Annotated in this window: 18 protein-coding genes and 3 pseudogenes; all 21 read right to left on the bottom strand. The window is 71.0% G+C overall.

The genetic code is table 11. The features are described from left to right. Positions 1-81 precede the first annotated feature (81 nt). Positions 82-1,077: a 1-phosphofructokinase family hexose kinase gene (locus tag ACZZ0J_RS15305; protein ID WP_463437583.1), complete on the bottom strand. Its 996-nt coding sequence runs from the start codon at positions 1,075-1,077 to the stop codon at positions 82-84. Beyond that, a pseudogene (locus ACZZ0J_RS15300) lies at positions 1,074-1,861 on the bottom strand (DeoR/GlpR family DNA-binding transcription regulator). Before ACZZ0J_RS15300 ends, ACZZ0J_RS15305 begins: the two are co-directional and overlap by 4 nt. 331 nt (positions 1,862-2,192) lie before the next feature. Beyond that, complete coding sequence (locus ACZZ0J_RS15295) at positions 2,193-2,999, bottom strand: carbohydrate ABC transporter permease (protein WP_240347571.1); 807 nt, start codon at positions 2,997-2,999, stop codon at positions 2,193-2,195. Positions 3,000-3,064: 65 nt separating this feature from the next. Continuing rightward, positions 3,065-3,955: a carbohydrate ABC transporter permease gene (locus ACZZ0J_RS15290; protein ID WP_159574236.1), complete on the bottom strand. Its 891-nt coding sequence runs from the start codon at positions 3,953-3,955 to the stop codon at positions 3,065-3,067. A 169-nt stretch (positions 3,956-4,124) separates the two neighbouring features. Then, entirely contained in the window at positions 4,125-5,435 is a 1,311-nt protein-coding gene (locus tag ACZZ0J_RS15285) for an extracellular solute-binding protein (RefSeq protein ID WP_463437582.1), read from the bottom strand. A 283-nt stretch (positions 5,436-5,718) separates the two neighbouring features. After that, a complete protein-coding gene (locus ACZZ0J_RS15280; protein ID WP_463437581.1) occupies positions 5,719-6,357 on the bottom strand; it encodes an ABC transporter permease in 639 nt (212 codons plus the stop codon). Between the two features lie 95 nt (positions 6,358-6,452). Further along, positions 6,453-6,785: pseudogene (locus tag ACZZ0J_RS15275) on the bottom strand (ABC transporter permease); the annotation flags it as partial. 128 nt (positions 6,786-6,913) lie between these two features. Then, positions 6,914-7,696, bottom strand: coding sequence for an ABC transporter ATP-binding protein (locus ACZZ0J_RS15270; RefSeq protein ID WP_463437580.1), 783 nt, complete (start codon positions 7,694-7,696; stop codon positions 6,914-6,916). Beyond that, complete coding sequence (locus ACZZ0J_RS15265) at positions 7,693-8,751, bottom strand: peptidoglycan-binding protein (protein WP_463437579.1); 1,059 nt, start codon at positions 8,749-8,751, stop codon at positions 7,693-7,695. The genes ACZZ0J_RS15270 and ACZZ0J_RS15265 overlap by 4 nt, the downstream gene beginning before the upstream one ends. Further along, positions 8,748-9,257 (bottom strand): hypothetical protein, encoded by a 510-nt coding sequence (locus ACZZ0J_RS15260; protein ID WP_463437578.1) that lies wholly within the window; start codon positions 9,255-9,257, stop codon positions 8,748-8,750. Before ACZZ0J_RS15260 ends, ACZZ0J_RS15265 begins: the two co-directional genes overlap by 4 nt. Before the next feature lie 53 nt (positions 9,258-9,310). Continuing rightward, on the bottom strand, positions 9,311-9,625 hold the full coding sequence (locus ACZZ0J_RS15255) for a hypothetical protein (protein ID WP_463437577.1): 315 nt from the start codon (positions 9,623-9,625) through the stop codon (positions 9,311-9,313). Positions 9,626-9,672: 47 nt separating this feature from the next. Beyond that, positions 9,673-10,635: a sensor histidine kinase gene (locus tag ACZZ0J_RS15250; protein ID WP_463437576.1), complete on the bottom strand. Its 963-nt coding sequence runs from the start codon at positions 10,633-10,635 to the stop codon at positions 9,673-9,675. 192 nt (positions 10,636-10,827) lie between these two features. After that, the gene (locus ACZZ0J_RS15245) at positions 10,828-11,481 is read right to left on the bottom strand and encodes a response regulator transcription factor (protein WP_463437575.1); all 654 of its coding nucleotides are present in this window, start codon (positions 11,479-11,481) and stop codon (positions 10,828-10,830) included. A 22-nt stretch (positions 11,482-11,503) separates the two neighbouring features. After that, complete coding sequence (locus tag ACZZ0J_RS15240; RefSeq protein ID WP_267238216.1) at positions 11,504-11,626, bottom strand: hypothetical protein; 123 nt, start codon at positions 11,624-11,626, stop codon at positions 11,504-11,506. 59 nt (positions 11,627-11,685) lie between these two features. After that, positions 11,686-12,076 (bottom strand): annotated as a pseudogene (locus ACZZ0J_RS15235) (DUF2231 domain-containing protein). Between the two features lie 250 nt (positions 12,077-12,326). After that, positions 12,327-14,495, bottom strand: a complete 2,169-nt coding sequence (locus ACZZ0J_RS15230) for an ATP-dependent Clp protease ATP-binding subunit (protein WP_463437574.1) — start codon at positions 14,493-14,495, stop codon at positions 12,327-12,329. Next, positions 14,470-14,922, bottom strand: a complete 453-nt coding sequence (locus ACZZ0J_RS15225; RefSeq protein WP_463437573.1) for a hypothetical protein — start codon at positions 14,920-14,922, stop codon at positions 14,470-14,472. Before ACZZ0J_RS15225 ends, ACZZ0J_RS15230 begins: the two co-directional genes overlap by 26 nt. Next, complete coding sequence (locus ACZZ0J_RS15220; protein ID WP_463437572.1) at positions 14,880-15,650, bottom strand: MFS transporter; 771 nt, start codon at positions 15,648-15,650, stop codon at positions 14,880-14,882. The genes ACZZ0J_RS15225 and ACZZ0J_RS15220 overlap by 43 nt, the downstream gene beginning before the upstream one ends. Next, positions 15,620-15,781, bottom strand: a complete 162-nt coding sequence (locus ACZZ0J_RS15215; RefSeq protein WP_463437571.1) for a hypothetical protein — start codon at positions 15,779-15,781, stop codon at positions 15,620-15,622. The genes ACZZ0J_RS15220 and ACZZ0J_RS15215 overlap by 31 nt, the downstream gene beginning before the upstream one ends. Positions 15,782-15,944: 163 nt before the next feature. Beyond that, positions 15,945-16,349 carry a twin-arginine translocase TatA/TatE family subunit gene (gene tatA / locus ACZZ0J_RS15210; RefSeq protein WP_463437570.1) on the bottom strand — a complete coding sequence of 135 codons (405 nt, stop codon included), beginning with the start codon at positions 16,347-16,349 and terminating at the stop codon, positions 15,945-15,947. A gap of 172 nt (positions 16,350-16,521) precedes the next feature. Next, entirely contained in the window at positions 16,522-18,018 is a 1,497-nt protein-coding gene (locus tag ACZZ0J_RS15205) for a sugar transferase (protein ID WP_463437569.1), read from the bottom strand. Positions 18,019-18,971 lie beyond the last annotated feature (953 nt).

The raw sequence follows: 18,971 nt of genomic DNA, 5'->3' as shown, positions 1-18,971 counted from the left end.
GCAATGGCGCTGGTCGCGCGGGTCGTGCAGGTGTTCGGGGAGTGGGGGTGTTCTGGCTGGCTGGGGCGGGGTCGGGCGGGGTCAGGCGGGCTCGGGTGCCGGGTGCGTGGTGAGCACCCGGACCGAGATCGCCGTCGGGTCGGTGTGGTCGAGGGCGGGCACGTCACTGCCGGGCAGGGCGGCGGCGGCGGCTCCGGTCGCGACGGCCTGGGCCAGGCGCAGCTCGGGCGACGCTCCGGCCACCTCGGCGAGCAGGTAGCCCGCGAGCGAGGAGTCCCCCGCGCCGACGGTGGAGCGGGCGACGATCCGCGGTGCTGCGGCGGCGAAGGCACCCTCATCGGACACCAGCACGGCGCCGGCACTGCCGAGGGTCAGCAGGACCGAGCCGACGTTCCGGTCTCGCAGGCGCTCTGCAGCGGCCACGGCGGCGTCGAGGTCCTGCTCGTAGGTGTCCGGGTCGCCGCCGACGACCTCGGCGAGCTCCTCGGCGTTCGGCTTGACCAGGTCGATCCGCTCGCCGGACTGCAGCAGGGCGGTGAACGGGACGCCGGACGAGTCGACCGCGATCCGGACGTCCTCGCCGTGGCGTGCACGGACGGCGCGGACGAGCACGGCGAGCGCGTCGTCGGGGAGTCCGGGCGGGAGCGATCCGGCGAAGACCACCCAGCGGGCGGCGGGTCCGGTGGCGGTCGCCGCGGCCGTGTCGGCGACCAGGTCGGCCAGGTCGTCCAGCCGACCGGCGAGCGACGGCCCGGGCTCGTTGAGCTTCGTGGTGGTGCCGGTCGGCTCGGTCACGGTGACGTTCGAGCGGAGCGGCGCACCGATCGGCAGGGCGGCGGTCGGGATGCCGCGCGTGGCGAGCCCGAGCAGCACGGGGTCGAGCTCGTCGCCGGGCAGCACGGCGATGGTGTCCTCGCCGCTCGCGACCACGACCCGGGACACGTTGACGCCCTTGCCGCCGGGCTCCGCGGTGGAGCGGGTGGCGCGCTGGACGGCGCCGCGCTGCAGTTCGCCGGAGAGCTCGATGGTGCGGTCGAGGCTCGGGTTCGGCGTGACGGTGACGATGCGGCGGCTCATGCGACCACGACCTCGACGTCGGCGTCGGTCAGGGCACCGGCGAGGTCGGCCGGCGGCTCCTGGTCGGTGACCACGGTGTCGATCTCGTCGAGCCGGGCGAAGCGCATCAGGGCCTCGACCCCGTGCTTCGCGGCGTCGGCGAGCACGACGGCTCGGCGGGCGGCGAGGACGTAGGCGCCCTTGACCGCGGCCTCGTACTCGTCCGGGGTGCTCAACCCGAAGCCGGCGGACAGGCCGTTCGTGCCGACGAACGCGATGTCGGGCCGCAGGGCGCTGATCTGCTCGACGGTGGCGGTCCCGACGGCGGCGCTCGTGACCCCGCGCACCCGGCCACCGAGCAGGTGCAGCTCGACGTGCTCGCTGTGCTGCAGGGTCGCGGCGATCGGGACGGAGTTCGTGATGACGGTGAGGGTCGCGCCGGCGGTGGCGGGTTCCCACCGGGCGAGTTCGGCGGCGACGGCGGCGCAGGTGGTGCCGGCGTCGATCGCGATCGAGCCCGTGAAGGTCGAGGGCACCAGGCGCATCGCGGCGCGGGCGATCTCGGACTTCGCGGAACCGTGCTGCCCCTCGCGCTCGGCAACGGAGAGTTCGACGACGCTCGAGCGGCCGATCGGCACCGCTCCCCGTGCACGCGGCGCAGGACCCCGGCGGACTCGAGGGTGTCGAGGTCACGGCGCACGGTCTCGGTGGTGACGTCGAAGTGCTCGGCCAGATCGGCGACGGAGACCCGGCCGGCGTCCTGCAGCGCTGCTGCGATCGCGTCGTGCCGCTCGGTTGCGTACATGCCCGAACTCCTTCGTTCCCGTGGGTTTCAGGAACCATAAGCCACAAACCCACATAAACACAACCACCCCGCCCCGCGTCCCCTTCCCCCGAGGTTCCGAAATCTCGGCATCTCGCGGCGCCCACAGCCCGTCCGTGGAACCGCGGCGACCCACTCGCGGCGAGTCGTGGAACCTCGGCGCCCGGCACCGGGCGTGTCAGCGCGAGCGATCACCTGCGGCCGGGCACCTGCTCACGAACACCCCACACGCACGACCACCCGACCCGCACGACCACCCCACACGCACGAACACCCCGCCGCGTGTGTGCGACGGGGTGTTCGGTCGAGCGGGTCAGCCCTTGACGGCTCCCGCGGTCATACCGCTGACGAGCCGACGCTGCACGATGAGGAAGAAGACGACCACGGGGATCGAGAACAGCACACTCGCCGCCATCAACCCACCGAAGTCCGTGCCCTTGTTCGTCGAGAAGCCCGCGAGCCAGACCGGCAGCGTGTACATCCCCTGGTCCTTGAGCATCACGTACGCGATCAGGTAGTCGTTCCACGCCGCGATGAACGCGAACACGCTCGTGGCGATGACCCCCGGCATCACGAGCGGGAACAGCACACTCCACAGGATCCGGAAAGTGCCGGCCCCGTCGACCTTCGCGGCCTCCTCGATCTCGACGGGTACAGCCACGAAGAACCCGCGCATCACCCAGATCGAGAACGGCAGCACGCTCGCGACGTAGGCCAGGATCAGCCCGACGTAGCTGTTGAGCAGGCCGAGTGTCTGGAACGACAGGAACAGCGGGATGAGCAGCGCGCCCGACGGGATCATCTGCACGAACAGGATGCCGACCAGGATCGCCCGCCGCCCGCGGAATCGGAACCGCGACAGCGCCGCCGAGGCCAGGAACCCGACCACGATCGACAGCAGGACGGCGGCCACCACGACGATGGTCGAGTTCCGCAGGTAGACCAGGAAGCCCTCTTGTGTGAGCGCGCGGGTGAAGTTGTCGAGCGTGGGGTGCAGCGGCGCCCAGATCGGGGTCATGGTGGTGACCTCGTCCGCCGGCTTGAAGGCGGTGTTGACCATCCAGTAGATCGGGAACACCCACACCAGGCAGAACACCACCGCGATGGTGTTCGCGACCACGCGCGGCTTCCGCTTCCGCGAACGCACGGGAACCGGCGCAGAGACCGGCGCAGCACTCGGGACGGTCACAGGTCCTCCTCCCCGCTGCGGACGAGCCGGCGGATGTAGTAGCTGGTGAGCGCGCCGAGGATCACGGTCGAGATGACGGCGATCGCGGCGCCCTGGCCGTACGCGTTGGAGACGAACGACTTCACGAACGTCCAGATGCCGAGCGTCAGGGTGGCCTCTTCCGGGCCGCCCCTCGTGAGCAACCAGATCTGGTTGAAGACGTTGAAGTCCCAGATCACCGACAGGATCGACACGAGCAGCAGCGTCGGGGCGAGGGCCGGCAGCGTGATCGCGCGGTACATCGTCCAGGTCGAGGCGCCGTCGAGCGCCCCGGCCTCGTAGTACTCCGGCGCGATCTGCGACTGTGCGGCGTAGAGCGTCAGGGCGACGAACGGCACGGCCTGCCAGATCACGAGCGTGAGCACGATCGTGTACGCCTGCCCGGGGTGCGACGCCCAGTTGTCCTGCGTGTGGTCGCCGAACACCCGCAGCTGCGTGATGAGCCAGTTGAGCACCCCGTAGAAGGGCTGGAACAGCCACTGCCACACCAGGCTCGAAGCGACGTTCGGCATCGCCCACGCCAGCACGAGCACGACGCTGACCACGGTGCGCATCGCGACGCCGAGTCGGGTCAGCAGCTGCGCGACGCCCATCCCGATGACGATCGTGCCGAGCACCATCGCCCCGGTGACCAGGACGGTGCGCAGGATGACCGGCCAGAACGAGGCGTCGGTCAGGACGTTCGTGTAGTTCGAGACGCCGGCGAACCCGGCTTCCCCGGTGAAGATCGCCCGGAGCCCGTAGTCCTGGAACGAGATGACGACGAGCCGGACGAGCGGGTAGACGACGAGCGCGAGCAGGAGGATCGCCGCGGGCGCCAGCAGGACGAGCGGAGCGCGCGACGCCACCGCCGACCGACGACGCGCCCCGCGGCCGGGACGGACCGGCCGCCCCGACCCGGCACCGCCGATGCCCCGGTACCCGCGCCCCCGGTCCCCTCGCCGCCGGCGACCGGCCCGGACTGCTCCGAACCGGTCGCCTGCTCTGCAGTGGAGGTCATCGACTACTGCTGCGCGTTCAGCGCGGTCGTGAGGTGCTTCGAGAAGCCCTCGGCGGCCTGCTCTGGCGACTTCCGCCCGGTGGCGATGTCCGCGAACATCGACTGGAACGACGCGTCGCCCTCGATGGTCGCCCAGCCCGGCGTCGCCGGGGTCGGACGGCTCGTGCCGCTGCCGCGAAGTACGGCTTGTGCAGGGTGTCGACGTCGTCGGCCACGGCGTCGAGCAGCTCGGTCGAGTTCGGCTCCCAGCCGTCCACACCGAACACCTGGTCCTGCTGGAACTCCTTCGAGGTCAGGATCTTCAGGTAGTACAGCGCGAGGTCCTGGTTGGCGGCCTTCGCCGGGATCCCGAGGTCGGAGCCACCGAGGAACACCGGCTGCGTCTTGCCGTCGGTCTGCGAGGGCATCGGGAACGTACCGATCTGGTCGGCGAGCGCCGGCTTCGCCGTGGTGATCGAACCGATCTCCCACGCCGAGCCGAGGAACGCCGAGGTGTTGCCCTGCGCGAAGACGTCGCTCTGCGAGGGCTTGTCGGTGTTGATGTCCTGCGTCGACTTCGCGGAGTAGTCGTTCTGGAACGTCTTCCACGCCGTCAGGCCCTGCACGGCGTCGTCGGAGTCGAGCTTCCCGGTCCACTTGCCGTCCTTGTCGGAGGCGATCTCGCCGCCGGCGTCCCAGACCCACTGCAGCCCGCCGTACCAGTACTGGCCGGGCATGTAGAAGGCGGAGAAGTCGCTCGCCGTGTTGGCGGCCTTGACCTTGTCCAGGTCGGCGGTGAGCTCGTCGTAGGTGGTCGGCACGTCGGTGACACCGGCGTCCTTCCAGACCTTCTTGTTGTAGACGACGGCGCGGTTGCCGGCGAACAGCGGGGCGCCGTAGAGCTTGTCGTCCACCGTGGCCGGCCCCTCGAGCCCGGTGAGCCAGGTCTGGCCGTCCTTGAGCTCGTCGCGGTACGGCGTCAGGTCCATGAGACCGCCGGCCGCCGCGTAGACCGGCACCTGCGTGTTGCCGAGGTCGACCACGTCCGGGGCGTCATCCTGGGCGAGCGCCGTGGTGAGCTTCGTGGTGATCCCGTCCCACTGCTGGGTCTGGATCTTCACCTTCGCCCCGGTGTCCTTCGTGAACTGCTTCTGAGCTGCGTCGAGGACCTTGTCGCTCAGGTCGCCGTTCATCATCCAGACGGTGATGGTCTTGCCCTTGCCATCGGGTGTGCCGATGGCCTTCGTGCCACCGTCGGAAGCTCCGTTGCTTCCGGCGGAGCACCCGGTGAGGGCGAGCGCGGCCGCCAGGCCGAGCGCACCGAGTGCGGCGAAACGCGTGCGTGTCACGTTGACTCCCTTGGTCCGGCCTTTATGAAAGGTCGTTGCGTATTCGCAATAGAAGACCTTCCGAGAGCCCTTGTCAACCGTTGGATCGGTCCCTGTGAGCGCGTTCGATCCGCGTGTTTCCGGGGGATCACGGATGGCGAACAGATCGTCGCCAATGCTTGACACGACTGGTCATGACCAGCCATGATCTGCGCCTCGCGTCGCCGGGGTGGACGGGACGACCGGGAGGCCCGGTGCCGGTCCCGCAGACCGGCACCGGGCCTCCCGGATCAGCACCACGGCCTCAGACGGCCGCCAGGGCGGACGTCGGTGGGATGCGCGCTGCGCGCGCTGCCGGGTACCACCCGGACACACCGCCGATCACGACGGTCGCGCCGAGCCCGCCGCCGACGGCCCACAGCGGGATCGCCACCGGCCACCCCTGCGCCAGGGCGAAGGCGACCGTCACCCCGACCCCGATCACCACACCGGCCACCCCACCCAGGAACGACAGCAGCAGCGACTCGACCAGGAACTGGTCGCGGATGTTCCGCCGCCGTGCCCCGAGGGCTCGGCGGACGCCCACCTCGGCTCGGCGTTCCAGCACGGTGATCACCATCGTGTTGGCGACCCCGATGCCGCCGACGAGCAGTGCGACGCCGCCGATGCCGACGAGCAGGCCGGTGAACGAGTCGTCGGTGGCGTCCTTCGCGGCGAGCGCGTCGGACGGCCGGGTCACGCCGACGTCCTGCGGGGACCCCGGACTGATGGCGTTCGCCAGGACGTCCCGTGCCGGCGCGACGCGCGAAGGGTCGACCCGGGTGTAGACGGCGGTCGGCGCCCCGTCGAAGCCGAGCTGCTGGGCGAGGCCGACGGGGACGAACACCTGGTTGTCCAGGTCATCGGCGAGCTGCAGGGACTCGAGGATCCCGACCACCTGCACCCAGCGACCCCTGTCCACACGCGGGTGTCGGGGCCGACCCGCTCGATGCCGAGCGCCGCCGCGGCGTCCGATCCCAGAACCATCTGGGGCGGTGCGTCCGCGGCGGGGTCGAGCCACCGACCGTCGGCAAGCCGGGCACCGAGCACCGCCGGGACGTCGCCCCACGCGGCCATCACCCCGATCCCCTTGCTCTCCGGGGCCGGGATGTAGGGGCTCCGGTAGACGGCACTCTCGGGGACCGCCCCCACGCCGGCTGCGGCTTCGACGTCGTCCTGGCGGAGCGCGGAGTCGATCGCCGTCGACGGTAACGGGGGCACCTCGCCGAAGCCGTCGGCCTGCGTCGCGGTCAGCACGTTCGTCCCGAGGGCGTCGAGCACCTGGTCGAGCTTCGCCTTGCTCGACGACGAGATCCCGACGACGGCGATCATCGCGGCGATGCCGATCGCTATGCCCAGCGCCGACAGCACCACCCGGGTCGGCCGTGTGCGCAACCCGAACACCCCGAGCCGCAGCAGGTCGCCCGGGGTGACGGCGGACCGGAGACGACGCCGCGCGTTCACGCGGCACCCCGGATCGCCGCGGCGAGCGACGCCGCATCGACGGACCGGCTCGACGGCGCGATCCCGCCGGTGTCGGTCAGTCGGCCGGAGTCGTGCTGCACCTGCCCGTCGCGCATCCGTACTTGGCGCGGCAGCGACGCGGCCAACTCCAGGTCGTGCGTGATGACGACCACCGTCGTTCCGCCCGCGTGCAGTTCGCGCAGCAGCTCGAGGATCGCCTCGCCGGACGCCGAGTCGAGCGCACCGGTGGGTTCGTCCGCGAGCAGGATCGTCGGCTCCCCGACCAGCGCCCGGGCGATCGCCACGCGCTGCTTCTCGCCACCCGACAGCTGGTTCGGCCGGTGGTCCACGCGGTGGGCCAGCCCGACCCGGTGGAGCGCCTCGACGGCACGGCGGTGGCGCTCCCGTCTGTTCGTGCCGGCGTAGAGCAGACCGTCCGCCACGTTCTCGGTGGCGGTCGCACCGGCTTGCAGGTGGAAGTGCTGGAACACGAAGCCGACGTGGTCGGCCCGGAGCAGGGAGAGCTCGTCGTCGGTCATCGTGGCGACGTCGTTCTCCGCGATCGTCACCGTGCCGGACGTCGGGCGGTCCAGGGTGCCGATGATGTTGAGCATCGTCGACTTGCCGGAACCCGACGGCCCGACGACCGCAACGAGCTCGCCAGCACGGACGTCGAGGGACACCCCGCGGAGCGCCCCGACCTCGCCGTACGTCTTCGTGACGTCGCGGAGCGCGAGCACCCGCTCGGTGGCTCGGTCCTCGAGCAGTCGGCCGGTCAACCGGGTACCACCACACGGTCGCCCTCGGACACCCCGCCGGTGACGGCGACACGGCCGGCAGCGGTGAAGCCGGGCGTGACGGGCACGCGCTTCGTCGTGCCGTCCTTCCGCACCACCTCGACGACGTACTCCCCACTTGCCCCGGCGACCAGGGCGGACACCGGCACCGACAGCACGCCCCGCTCGGTTGCCCCCTTCGCGTCGACCTGGGCCGAAGCGGCCGCTGGCAGCTTCCGGTCGCCGGCGTCGAACCCCACGGAGACGTCGACCTTCGTGCTGCCCTCCTCGCTCGTGCTCGGTGCGACGTCGGCGACCTCGCCCGGCATCGCGGCACCGCCGCCGTTGACCCGCACCACGACCTTCGTCCCGACCGCGAGCCGTTCGGCGTCGCCCTGCGCGACCGTGGCCACCACGATGCGCTTCGTGCTCGTCACCTGCAGGACGTCGCCGCCCTCGCCCGCCGCCGGCTGTCCGAGCTGCCCGTCGACGGCCGAGACCCGGACGTCGCCGTCGACGAACGCGATGTCGTCCGCGGTGAGCTGCCCGGTCACCCGGTGCCCACGGTCACGCTGCCACTGCTCGACCGCGTGCTGGGTCCGTGGCCCGAAGGTGTCGTCCTGCGCGACGTCGTACCCGAGTGCCGCCAGGTTGTCGTTGAGCTGCTGCACGTCGGTCCCGCGCAGTCCGCGCTCGAGTGCTCGCCAGAGCGGCACCGTACCGTGCATCGCCCGCACCCCGCGCTCGTCGACCGCGTACAGGAACTCGTCGCTCCGGATCACCTGCCCGGCCTTGGGCAACCAGGTCAGCGTGCCCTGCGCGGCTCCCGGCACCCCGACCGCGGTGCCGTAGCCGAGCGTGCCGGCGAACACCTTCGAATCGGTCAGGTCGCCTCGTTCGACGACCGCGGTGGGCCGGTCCTTCGGCGTCGCGTCGACCGCAGACGCAGTGGTGGCACCGGGGGTCAGGTCCACGACCGCCCAGGTGCCGATGCCGGCAGCGAGGACCGCGACCAGGCAGACGCCCGCGACCAGTGGTCGCCGCCGGGACGGCGTCACTTGTCGGCCTCCGCGCCGACCTCACCGAGGGCTTCGTCGTCGCACTTCTCGGCGACCTTCGCGAAGGTATCCGGGTCGGACGGCTTGTACGCTGCCTGGTCGTCGTCCGGGTAGTCCGCGAAGCCGTTCTCGCGGATGCACGCCGCCGACTTCCGCGAGGCCTCGGAGCTGCCCGGCATCTCCTTCGACATCTTCGGGCCGTCACCCGCCTGCCCGGAGTCCTCGGTGCAGGCGCCGAGGTCGGTCTGCCACTGGTCCGGGTCGACTCCGTCGGGCACACCGACCTTGATCGTCTTGTCGGCGCCGGAGGGGTCGGGCATGTCGTAGCCCTTCTCGCGCATGCACTCGGCGAGCGAGACGCCCATGTCCTTGCCGCCGGACCCCTTCGTGGCGTCGTCCTTCGGGGTACCCGAGCACGCGGTCAGCAGTCCGGGCAGCAGGACGACTGCTGCTGCGACGGCGATGAGGGCGCGGGAGCGGCGGATGGAGGTGGTCGTGGTGGTCATGCTGGTTCCTTCGTTCGTGAGGAGTGGTTGGGGTGTGTGTGTGGTGGTGGTCGTCAGCCCACGCGCTGCGTGCTCGGCGAGAACTCGTCCGTGCACGCGTCAACGGCGCGCAGGAACCCGGGGTCGTCGGCGCGGGCGTAGTCGCTGGTGTCGAGGACGCCCGGTTCCTGCTCGGGAAAATCGTCGAACCCGCGGTCCCGCACGCACGTTGCGACGTCGGCGTACTCGCGCTCCCAGTCCGTGGCAGGCGATGCCGAGGACCGCGCCGGCGACGACGACGAGCACCCGACGAGGGCGGTCGGCGCCGTGCCGGCGATGAGTGCGGCCGCGACCAGGACGGTACGGCGGCGGTGTGGAGTGCTGTTCATGACTCCAGGACACCAAGTGCGCTGTTTCGCGAGGCGTACCCGGTGGGTCACACCGACGAAACGTCGACCCGGACCCGGAGCCCTCCGCCGTCCCGCGCCGCGATGGAGAGCGCCCACCCGTGCGCATGCACGACGGCAGCGACGATCGACAGGCCGAGCCCGCTGTGGCGGTGCCCGGCGACGCTGTCCCGACAGCGACGGAAGGGCTCCACGAGCAGCGGCGCGACCGCGTCCGGCACCGAAGGGCCGGAGTTCTCGACCACGAACCCGTCAGCGTCCGTGGTCACGCGCACGAACCCACCGGGTTCGTTGTACTCGACGGCGTTCCCCACCAGATTGACGAGGAGCTGCCGGACGAGCGTTGGTTCACCCCGCACCCCGCCTCGAGGCCCGTGGCACCCTTCCCGGGTCACGGTCACGTCCGCCGCGCGCGCGGCTCCCACCGCGTCGCGCACCACGTCGTCGATCGTCCGGTCCAGGTCGACGGGCTCGGTCGCGCCGGTCAGGCCGCGGTCGGCCTCGGCGAGCAGCAGCAGCGACTCCACCAGGCGCTCCGTCCGGCGGTTCTGCTCGAGGAGTTCCTCGCGCGTTCGGCGGACGTCGTCGGGGTCCGCGTCGTCCGGGAGTCCGATCTGCATCGCCGCACGCTGGACGGTCAGCGGGGTCCGGAGCTCGTGCGAGGCCTGTGCCACGAAGCGGCGCTGACTCTCGAACGCGGTCTCCAGGCGCCCCAACAGGTCGTCGACGGTGCGGGACAACCGCCGGAGCTCGTCGTCGGGCCCGTCGAGGGCGATGCGCTCGTGCAGGTTGGACGCGCTGATCCGGTTCGCGGTGGCGGTGATGTGGTCGATCGGCCGGAGCATGCGACGGCTGACGAACCAGCCGACCCCTCCAGCAAGCAGCCCGGCACCGGCGATGCCGACCGCCGACCACTGCCACTGCTGCGTCGCCACGACGGCGACGAGCATCGTGGTCTGCGCCTGTTCGCCGGACGACGGGTCGGGCTCCATCCGGGTCTCTGGAGAAGTCCGGCATCGGCAGCGCCTGGCCGGTCGCGGCGTCGGAACCCGGCATCTGCGTCGAGATCGAGCTGAGCGACGTCACGTTGACGAACACGAGCACCGCCGTGGTCAGCGCCATCGAGGCGAGCGCGAACACCAGTGCGGTCCGTGCGCGGATGCTCAGGGTCCGGCGGACCCGTCTCACAGTGCGTACCCCTTCCCCGGCACCGTCCGGATCGGGTCCGGGTCGCCGAGCTTCTTCCGGAGCTTCGACATCGTCACGCGGACCGCGGACGTGAACGGGTCGATGTTCATGTCCCAGACCTTCTCGAGCAGTTCCTCGGCCGAGACGATCCGGCCGTCGGCGCGGAGCAGGGTCTCGAGCACGCCGAGCTCCTTCGACGTCAGGTCGAGCGGTCGGCCGTCCCGCGTCGCCATCCGCCGGTTCGTGTCGACGAGCAGACCGCCGCGTTCGAGGACCGGCGCGACCGGAGCGACACTGCGGCGACCGAGGGCGCGCACGCGGGCGACCAGCTCCGGGTACTCGAAGGGCTTCGCGAGGTAGTCGTCCGCCCCGAGTTCGAGCCCGTTGACGCGGTCGGTCAGGGTCGTCGCCGCGGTGAGCATGAGGATGCGGGTCAGGCTGCCGCGCGATGCCAGCCGACGGGCGACCTCGTCGCCGTGCACCCCCGGGACGTCACGATCCAGCACCACGACGTCGTAGTCGTTCACGGCCAGCAGTTCGTCGGCGTGGTCCCCGCGGTAGGCGACGTCGACGGCCATGTCCTGCCGCGAGAGCCCCTCGGCGATCAGATCGGCGAGTGCTGTTTCATCGTCCACCACGAGTACGCGCATCGGGACATTACATGCGATATTCCTAAGCATCCGCTGGGTCGAGGTGCACGATCCCGGACTGCTCGTCGATGCGGACGACGAAGGCGGCACCGGGGATCCCCGGGACGGCGGCGAGCGGCAGGCTGTCCGTGGTGAGGTGTTCCATGCCCCCAGCCTGGGACGGCGGCTGTTTCGTCGCCGTAACGCGCGAACCGGCCGCGACCCTCAGCGCGACGCGTCGAACGGCACCTCGCCGTGGTCGCTCACGCCGGCGCGCTGGCGGTAGGCCAGGTGTCCGCCGAGGTACCCGCCCACCCCCACGACACCGAGCGCTGCGAACCCGAGCAGCTTGCCGGCGCCGTGGTTGCCGTTCTTGCGCTGCCACCACGACAGGCCGTACAGCGAGATGCCGACCCAGTTGACGGCCTGGTGCACCCATCCCGCGCAGCTGCTCGCGGTCGAGTTCGGACCAGTCCACGTACCCGGCGACGCTCGCGCTGCCGGACGACACGAGGCCGACGCCGACGAGGGTCTTCGCGGCCTTCGCGTTGCCCTTCCCGCCGAACACGTCGAGCACGGCGGCGGAGATCCACGCCCCGAGCGGCACCTGCACCATGAGCGGGTGCAGCGGGTGCCCGAACGGCACGCCGTGCAGCACCTGTCGCAGGGCCTTCGGCCGGGCGAGGGCGTTCACGACCGAACGGTCGATGTCGACAGCCTTGTCGAGCACGCTCGCGTGCTCGACGGTGTCGGTGAGGCGACGGAACGCGCGGATCTCAGGCATGCCCTGGAACATAGGCCTGGAGGCGCGGTGCCGGTCTCAGGGACCGGCACCGCGCCTCCAGGCTGGTCGTTCCGGTCGGCACCTACTCCTCGACGACCTCCGCCAGCTGGAACGGCTCGACGGTCAGACCGTCGCCGTCCTCGGCGACGTCGACCCGGACGGTGTCGCCGTCGCGGACGTCACCGGACAGGATCGCGCGCGCCAGCTTGTCGTCGATCTGCCGCTGCATGAGGCGGCGGAGCGGCCGCGCACCGTAGAGCGGGTCGTACCCGCGCTCGGCCAGCCACCCGCGCGCCTCGGGCGTGACCGCGAGCTCGAGTCGGCGGTCGGTCAGGCGACGGGCGAGCCGGTCGACGTACAGCGACACGATCTGGCCGAGGTCGTCGGCAGTCAGGGCCTGGAACACCACGATGTCGTCGAGTCGGTTGATGAACTCCGGCCGGAACGCCTGCTGCACGAGCTCGCGCACGGCGTCCTCGCGCTGCTCGTCCGTCAGCGTCAGGTCGGTCATGAACTGCGAACCGAGGTTCGACGTCAGCACGAGGATCGTGTTCCGGAAGTCGACCGTGCGTCCCTGCCCGTCCGTCAGTCGGCCGTCGTCGAGCACCTGCAGCAGGACGTCGAAGACCTCGGGGTGCGCCTTCTCGATCTCGTCGAGCAGGATCACGGAGTACGGGCGACGCCGGACGGCCTCGGTGAGCTGCCCGCCGGACTCGTAGCCGACGTACCCGGGCGGGGCGCCGATCAGCCGCGAGACCGAGTGCTTCTCGCCGTACTCGCTCATGTCGATGCGGACGAGGGCCTTCTCGTCGTCGAACAGGAACTCCGCGAGCGCCTTGGCCAGCTCGGTCTTGCCGACGCCGGTCGGTCCGAGGAACAGGAACGATCCGGTCGGACGGTCCGGGTCGGAGATGCCGGCACGGGTGCGGCGGACGGCCTCGGACACGGTGTTCACGGCGGTGCGCTGCCCGATGATCCGGCGGCCGAGCTCGTTCTCCAGGTGCAGGAGCTTCTCGGTCTCGCCCTGCAGCAGCCGCCCGAGCGGGATGCCCGTCCACTGCGCGATGACGGCGGCGATGTCCTCGTCGGTGACGCTGTCGTTCACCATGCGGTCGGCGGACTCGGCCTGCTCAGCAGCCGCGAGCTCCGCTTCGATCCGGGGCTTCTCGGCGTACTCCAGGCGTGAGACCGTCGCGTAGTCGGCTTCGCGCTGGGCGCGCTGGCTGCGCATGTTGAGGTCGTCGAGCTGCTGCTTCAGCTCACCGATGCGGTTCAGGCTCGCCCGCTCGGCCTGCCAGCGCTGCTCGAGCTGGCCCAGACGTTCCTCGCGCGTGCGCAGTTCGTTCCGCAGGGTCTCGAGTCGTGCCTTCGAGGCGTCATCCTTCTCCTGCTTGAGCGCGAACTCCTCGACGCGCAGCCGATCGACGTTGCGCTTCAGTTCGTCGATCTCGACGGGGCTGGAGTCGATCTCCATGCGGAGCCGGCTGGCGGCCTCGTCGATCAGGTCGATCGCCTTATCGGGCAACTGCCGGCCGGAGATGTACCGGTTCGACAGGCTGGCCGCCGCGACGAGGGCGGAGTCGTTGATCGTGACCTTGTGGTGCGCCTCGTACCGTTCCTTCAGTCCGCGCAGGATCGCCACGGCGTCCTCGACGCTGGGCTCCCCCACGTAGACCTGCTGGAAGCGTCGCTCGAGGGCGGCGTCCTTCTCGATGTACTCGCGGTACTCGTCGAGCGTCGTCGCCCCGATGAGCCGCAGTTCGCCGCGCGCGAGCATCGGCTTGAGCATGTTCGACGCCGCGACGGACCCTTCGCCGCCACCCGCGCCCATCAGCGTGTGCAGCTCGTCGATGAACGTGATGACCTGGCCCTCGGAGTCGTTGATCTCCTTGAGCACGGCCTTGAGGCGCTCCTCGAACTCGCCGCGGTACTTCGCGCCAGCGATGAGCGAGGAGATGTCGAGCGAGACGAGCCGTTTGTCCTTCAGTGAGTCGGCGACGTCACCGGCGACGATGCGCTGCGCGAGCCCCTCGACGACGGCCGTCTTGCCGACGCCGGGCTCGCCGATGAGCACGGGGTTGTTCTTGGTGCGGCGGGTGAGCACCTGGCTGACGCGTCGGATCTCGGAGTCGCGTCCGATGACCGGGTCGAGCTTGCCGCTGCGAGCGATCGCCGTCAGGTCGACGCCGTACTGCTCGAGGGCGGTCTTCTGTCGCTCTTGCGAGTCAGGAGCGCCCTGGAGGTTCGCCATGCGTTCCGTCCTTTCGTTGCGGTGGTGTTGTACTTGAGTCTAGTGCACTCAACTTACGTCGGCGCGGAAGATTCCGGATCCCGACGGCGCTGACGATCGCGCCGGCCAGCAGGAGCACTGCCATCACGACGACCGCCCGGTGCAGGCCGGCGACGCTCATCTCGCCGCCGAGGACCACGCCCGCGAGCGCCACCATCACCAGGCCGGCGATCCGCGCGATCGCGTTGTTCACGGCCGAGCCGACGCCGGCCTCGGATTGTGGAACGGATCCGAGCACGGCGCTGGTCAGCGGTGTCACCATGAGCGCGATCCCGAACCCGATGAGCACGAGCCCGGGGAACACCGCGATCCAGTACCCGTCCGGCTGCGCACCGACCAGCAGCATCAGGAGCGCACCGACCGCGGCCACCGCCGGGCCCGCGGCCATGAACCAGCGCGGCCCGAACCGTCCCGCCAACCCACCCACCGCCGAGGAGACCAGCAGCAGGACCACCGTCGGGGGCAGCGTCGCCAGACCGGCGAGCCAGGCGGGGAACCCCAGACCTCCTGCAGGAACAGGGTGACCACGAAGAAGACCATGCTCAGGGCGCCGTAGATCGACAGGGTGGCGAGGTTGCCCACCGCGAAGTTGCGGGCCCGGAACAGCGCGAGCGGCACCAGCGGCGAACCGGTCGTCCGGGTCACGTGGCGTTCCCACGGCACGAACGCCGCGAGCGCCAGGGCACCGAGCACGAGCGCGGTGACCACCACCGGGGCACCCCACCCGAGCCGCTCCTGCTCGATGAGCCCGAGCACCGCCCCACCGACCCCGACGACCGCCAGCACGGCGCCGACCACGTCGATGCGCGGTCGGACGGCGGGGTGCACGTCACCGGTGATCCGCAGCACGAGCGGGATCGTCACGGCGATCGGGACGGCGGTCAGCACGAAGATCCAGCGCCAGCCGATGCTGTCGACCACCAGCCCGCCGACCACGGGTCCGAGGATCGTCGACGCGCTCGACCAGGCGGTCCACGTGCCGATCGCCTTCGACTGCGCGGCCCCGCGGAACGCCGCCACGATGAGGGCGAGCGCACTCGGGGTCACCAGGGCGCCGCCGACGCCCTGGAACGCCCGCGAGACGATCAGGAACTCCCCGTCGGGGCGATCGCACACGCGACCGAGGCGATCCCGAACACGACGAGCCCCCACGTGATGATGCGCACCCGGCCGAACACGTCCGACAGTGACCCGGCGACGAGGATGAGCGAGCCGAAGGCGTCACCAGGTACGCGTCGACGGTCCACTGCTGCACGACGAGTCCGCCGCCGAGCTCCTGCCGGATCGCGGGGAGCGCCACGTTGACCACGCTCGAGTCGAGCCCGACGACGAACGACGACAGGATCGCCACCACGAGCACGGTGCGCCGGTCGTCGCGGAGCGGCGCGGTCGCGCGGGGTGCGGCAGTGGTCATGTGCTCATCCTGCGCTCCCTCGGACCGCTGCGCGCCCCGCACGACGAAGCCCCCGCGACCGAAGTGGTCGCGGGGCTGCCGACAGGACGGGGCTGGGTGTCCTGAGCTGGGGTGCTAGCGCCGGAGTCGGTGTTCGGCTGCGCGCTCGGGCCGGGGTTCAGGATCGGACCGGCAGCGGGTTCGGCAGGAGCGTTCGGCACGGTGCTGGTCGGGGCCGCGGTGTTCTGCACCGTGGTGTCGCCAGCCTGAGCCTTCTTCTCGTCGTCGGTCATCTCCTTCTTGAAGATGTTGATCGACTGCCCGAGGCCCTTGGCGAGCGCCGGGAGCTTCGTCGCGCCGAACAGCAGGATGACGATCCCGAGGATGATCAGCAGGTGTACGCCGCCGAGGTTTCCGAGCATCATGACTCCTTGATCTGGAACTGGTCGCCGTCCGCAGGTCTTCTTCGACCCACGCGGCGGAAGTCCGTGTTCTTCCCATCGTAACGCTCCGGCATCCCGATGCCCAGGCCGGGATCGGAACGGACACCGTTCGCACAGGGAAGGCGCGAGGACTCCTCCACGCCGGAGGACCTCAGTACGCGCCGCGCGACCGGAGCACCGACGGTACCGTCCGGGCGAGGATCACCACGTCGTGCAGGAACGACCAGTTCTCGACGTAGTGCAGATCGAGTCGGACACCGTCAGCCCAGTCCAGGTCCGACCGGCCGCTGACCTGCCACAGCCCCGTGATCCCCGGGGTGACCAGGAGCCGACGGTCGGCGAAGTCCTCGTAGAGGGCGACTTCGCGCGGCAGCGCGGGACGGGGACCGACCAGGCTCATCGAACCGGTGAGCACGTTCCACAGCTGCGGCAGTTCGTCGAGCGACGTCTTCCGCAGGAACGCTCCGACCCGGGTGACGCGGGGGTCGTCCTTCATCTTGAAGAGCGGGCCCGCACCCTCGTTCGCGGCCTGCAGTGCGGCCATCCGCGCTTCGGCGTCGATGCACATCGTGCGGAACTTCAGGATCGAGAACTCCTCGCCCCCACGGCCGACACGGGTCTGCCGGAAGAACACCGGACCGCGGTCGTCGAGCCGGATGATCACGGCGATCACCCCGAGGAGGGGCGCCAGCAGCAGCAGCCCGAGGCCGGCGCCGACGACGTCGAGCAGGCGCTTGCCCGTGCGGCGGCGGTAGTCGGGGGTCTCCACGTGCATCAAGGGCAGGCCGTCGACGGGTCGCTCGTGCACGCGACCCGCGGCGATGTCCGCGAGGGGCGACGAGACGACGAGCTCGACGCCGTGCTCCTCGAGTTGCCACCCCAGGCGACGCAGTCGCTCGTGCCCCCCACGAACGGCACCGGCCACGACGACGGCCGAGACGGCTTCGGAACGAGCGAGCGAGAGGACGTCGTCGATCCCACTGACCACCGGCGCGGAAACCGGCCCGAGGTCGATCACCGTTCCCACAGGGACGCAGTCGGTCACGATCGCACGGACCCGGTACCCGGCGCTCGGCGTCGCCGCGATCCGCCGCCCGACGTACCGGACGTCCTCGGTGTCGCCGACGAGCAGGACGTCCTGCAACCGCTGCCCACGAGCACGACTGCGTGCCAGGACGGTGCGCACGGCCTTCCGCCCGACAGCGAGGAAGAGGAGCCCGAGCGGGAAGGCGATGGCCACGTACCCCCGGGCCAGGTCGAGCTGCGCCGCGTACGCCACGACCGCCACCACCGCGACGGCGATCAGGCTCGCGGTCACGAGCCGGCGGTACTCGTCGCCGCCGATGCCGGCGATGCGCGGGTCGCGGGTCCGGAACGTCGACAGCAGGACCATCCAGACGAGGATGATCGCCGGTGCCGTCGCGAACTCGATCCAGCCGGCCTGGAGCCGGACGGCCGAGAGCTCCCAGGGGAACCGGACCAGATGGGCGACCGCGAACGCCGCGACGAGGAGTCCGACGTCCAGCAGTGCAACGGCCGGGGCGAACCCTCGGCGACCGCCCGCGGGTGCCGAGGGCGGTGCCGTGGTCGGGGACACGGCCGAGGGAACGGTGATCGCTGCTGTGGGCGGGCGCATTGCGAGCGACATGTGGGTCCTCCTGTCGACCGGGCCGACGGGGGGTCGACCGGACGCCGGAGTCGCACGGGTCACGACAACGAGCGGCGCACCACCAAATATATCACTGTGTCGTTCTGCATATCAACGGCCGAGTGCGCGGTCCAGGCTCCACAGGACGGGTTCGGCACGGAGCGCCGGGATGTCGGCCTCGGTCACGCCGGTGAGCCGGAAGGTCACCCGTTCCCCGGGCAGCAGCGTCATGAACCCACGGTCCACGGCACCGGCCTCGGTCACGCGGTCGGGCTGCACGAGCAGGTCACGGACGAGCGTCTCGGCCTCGACGGTCAGGTCGAGCCCGCCGTCGACGGGCGTGAACGACGTGCGGTACCGCGCGGGTTCCCACCGCACGTCGACGTCGGGGCCCGGCGTCCAGACCGCCCGACGCCAGTCCATGTCCGCCACGATGAGCTCGCGCGCGGGGTCGTCGACCACGCCGACGGACTCGGGCAGGGCGACGACGGCGACCCCGGCGGACGACAACCGGACGGGCAGCGACACCTCGGCCAGGATCGTGCCGGCCGTGGTGACCTGTCGCACGCGCACCACGCTGTCGTGGCCGCCCCTCGTGGACCGGACGGCGACCTCGACGGGCGAGGACCCGAACGCACCGGGCGAGACGCCGAGCGAGAGCGTGTCCGCCAGGTCGCCCAGATCAGCCGTCTCGCCGGCGGAGGCCGAGTGGCCGGGGTGATCCGGGCCTCCCGTCCGATCCGCACCGGACGCGACCGACGAGTCGGGCGCGACCGGCGAGCCAGGTGCGACCGCCCCCGAGACCGGGGACGCCGGAGAAGCCGGCGAAGCAGCCGGCCCGGAGACGGCGGACGGGGCGACCGCCACCCGCGACACGGGACGGATCGTCAGCAGGACGTCGTCGTACAACCGGCGCAGCTCGTGCGCGAGCGGCTTCAGCCGGCCCGCCGAGT

It is taken from the genome of Curtobacterium sp. AC272 (assembly GCF_979258155.1).
The sequence above is the reverse complement of the archived record's forward strand: the minus strand, read 5'-3'. Positions and strand labels throughout refer to the sequence as shown.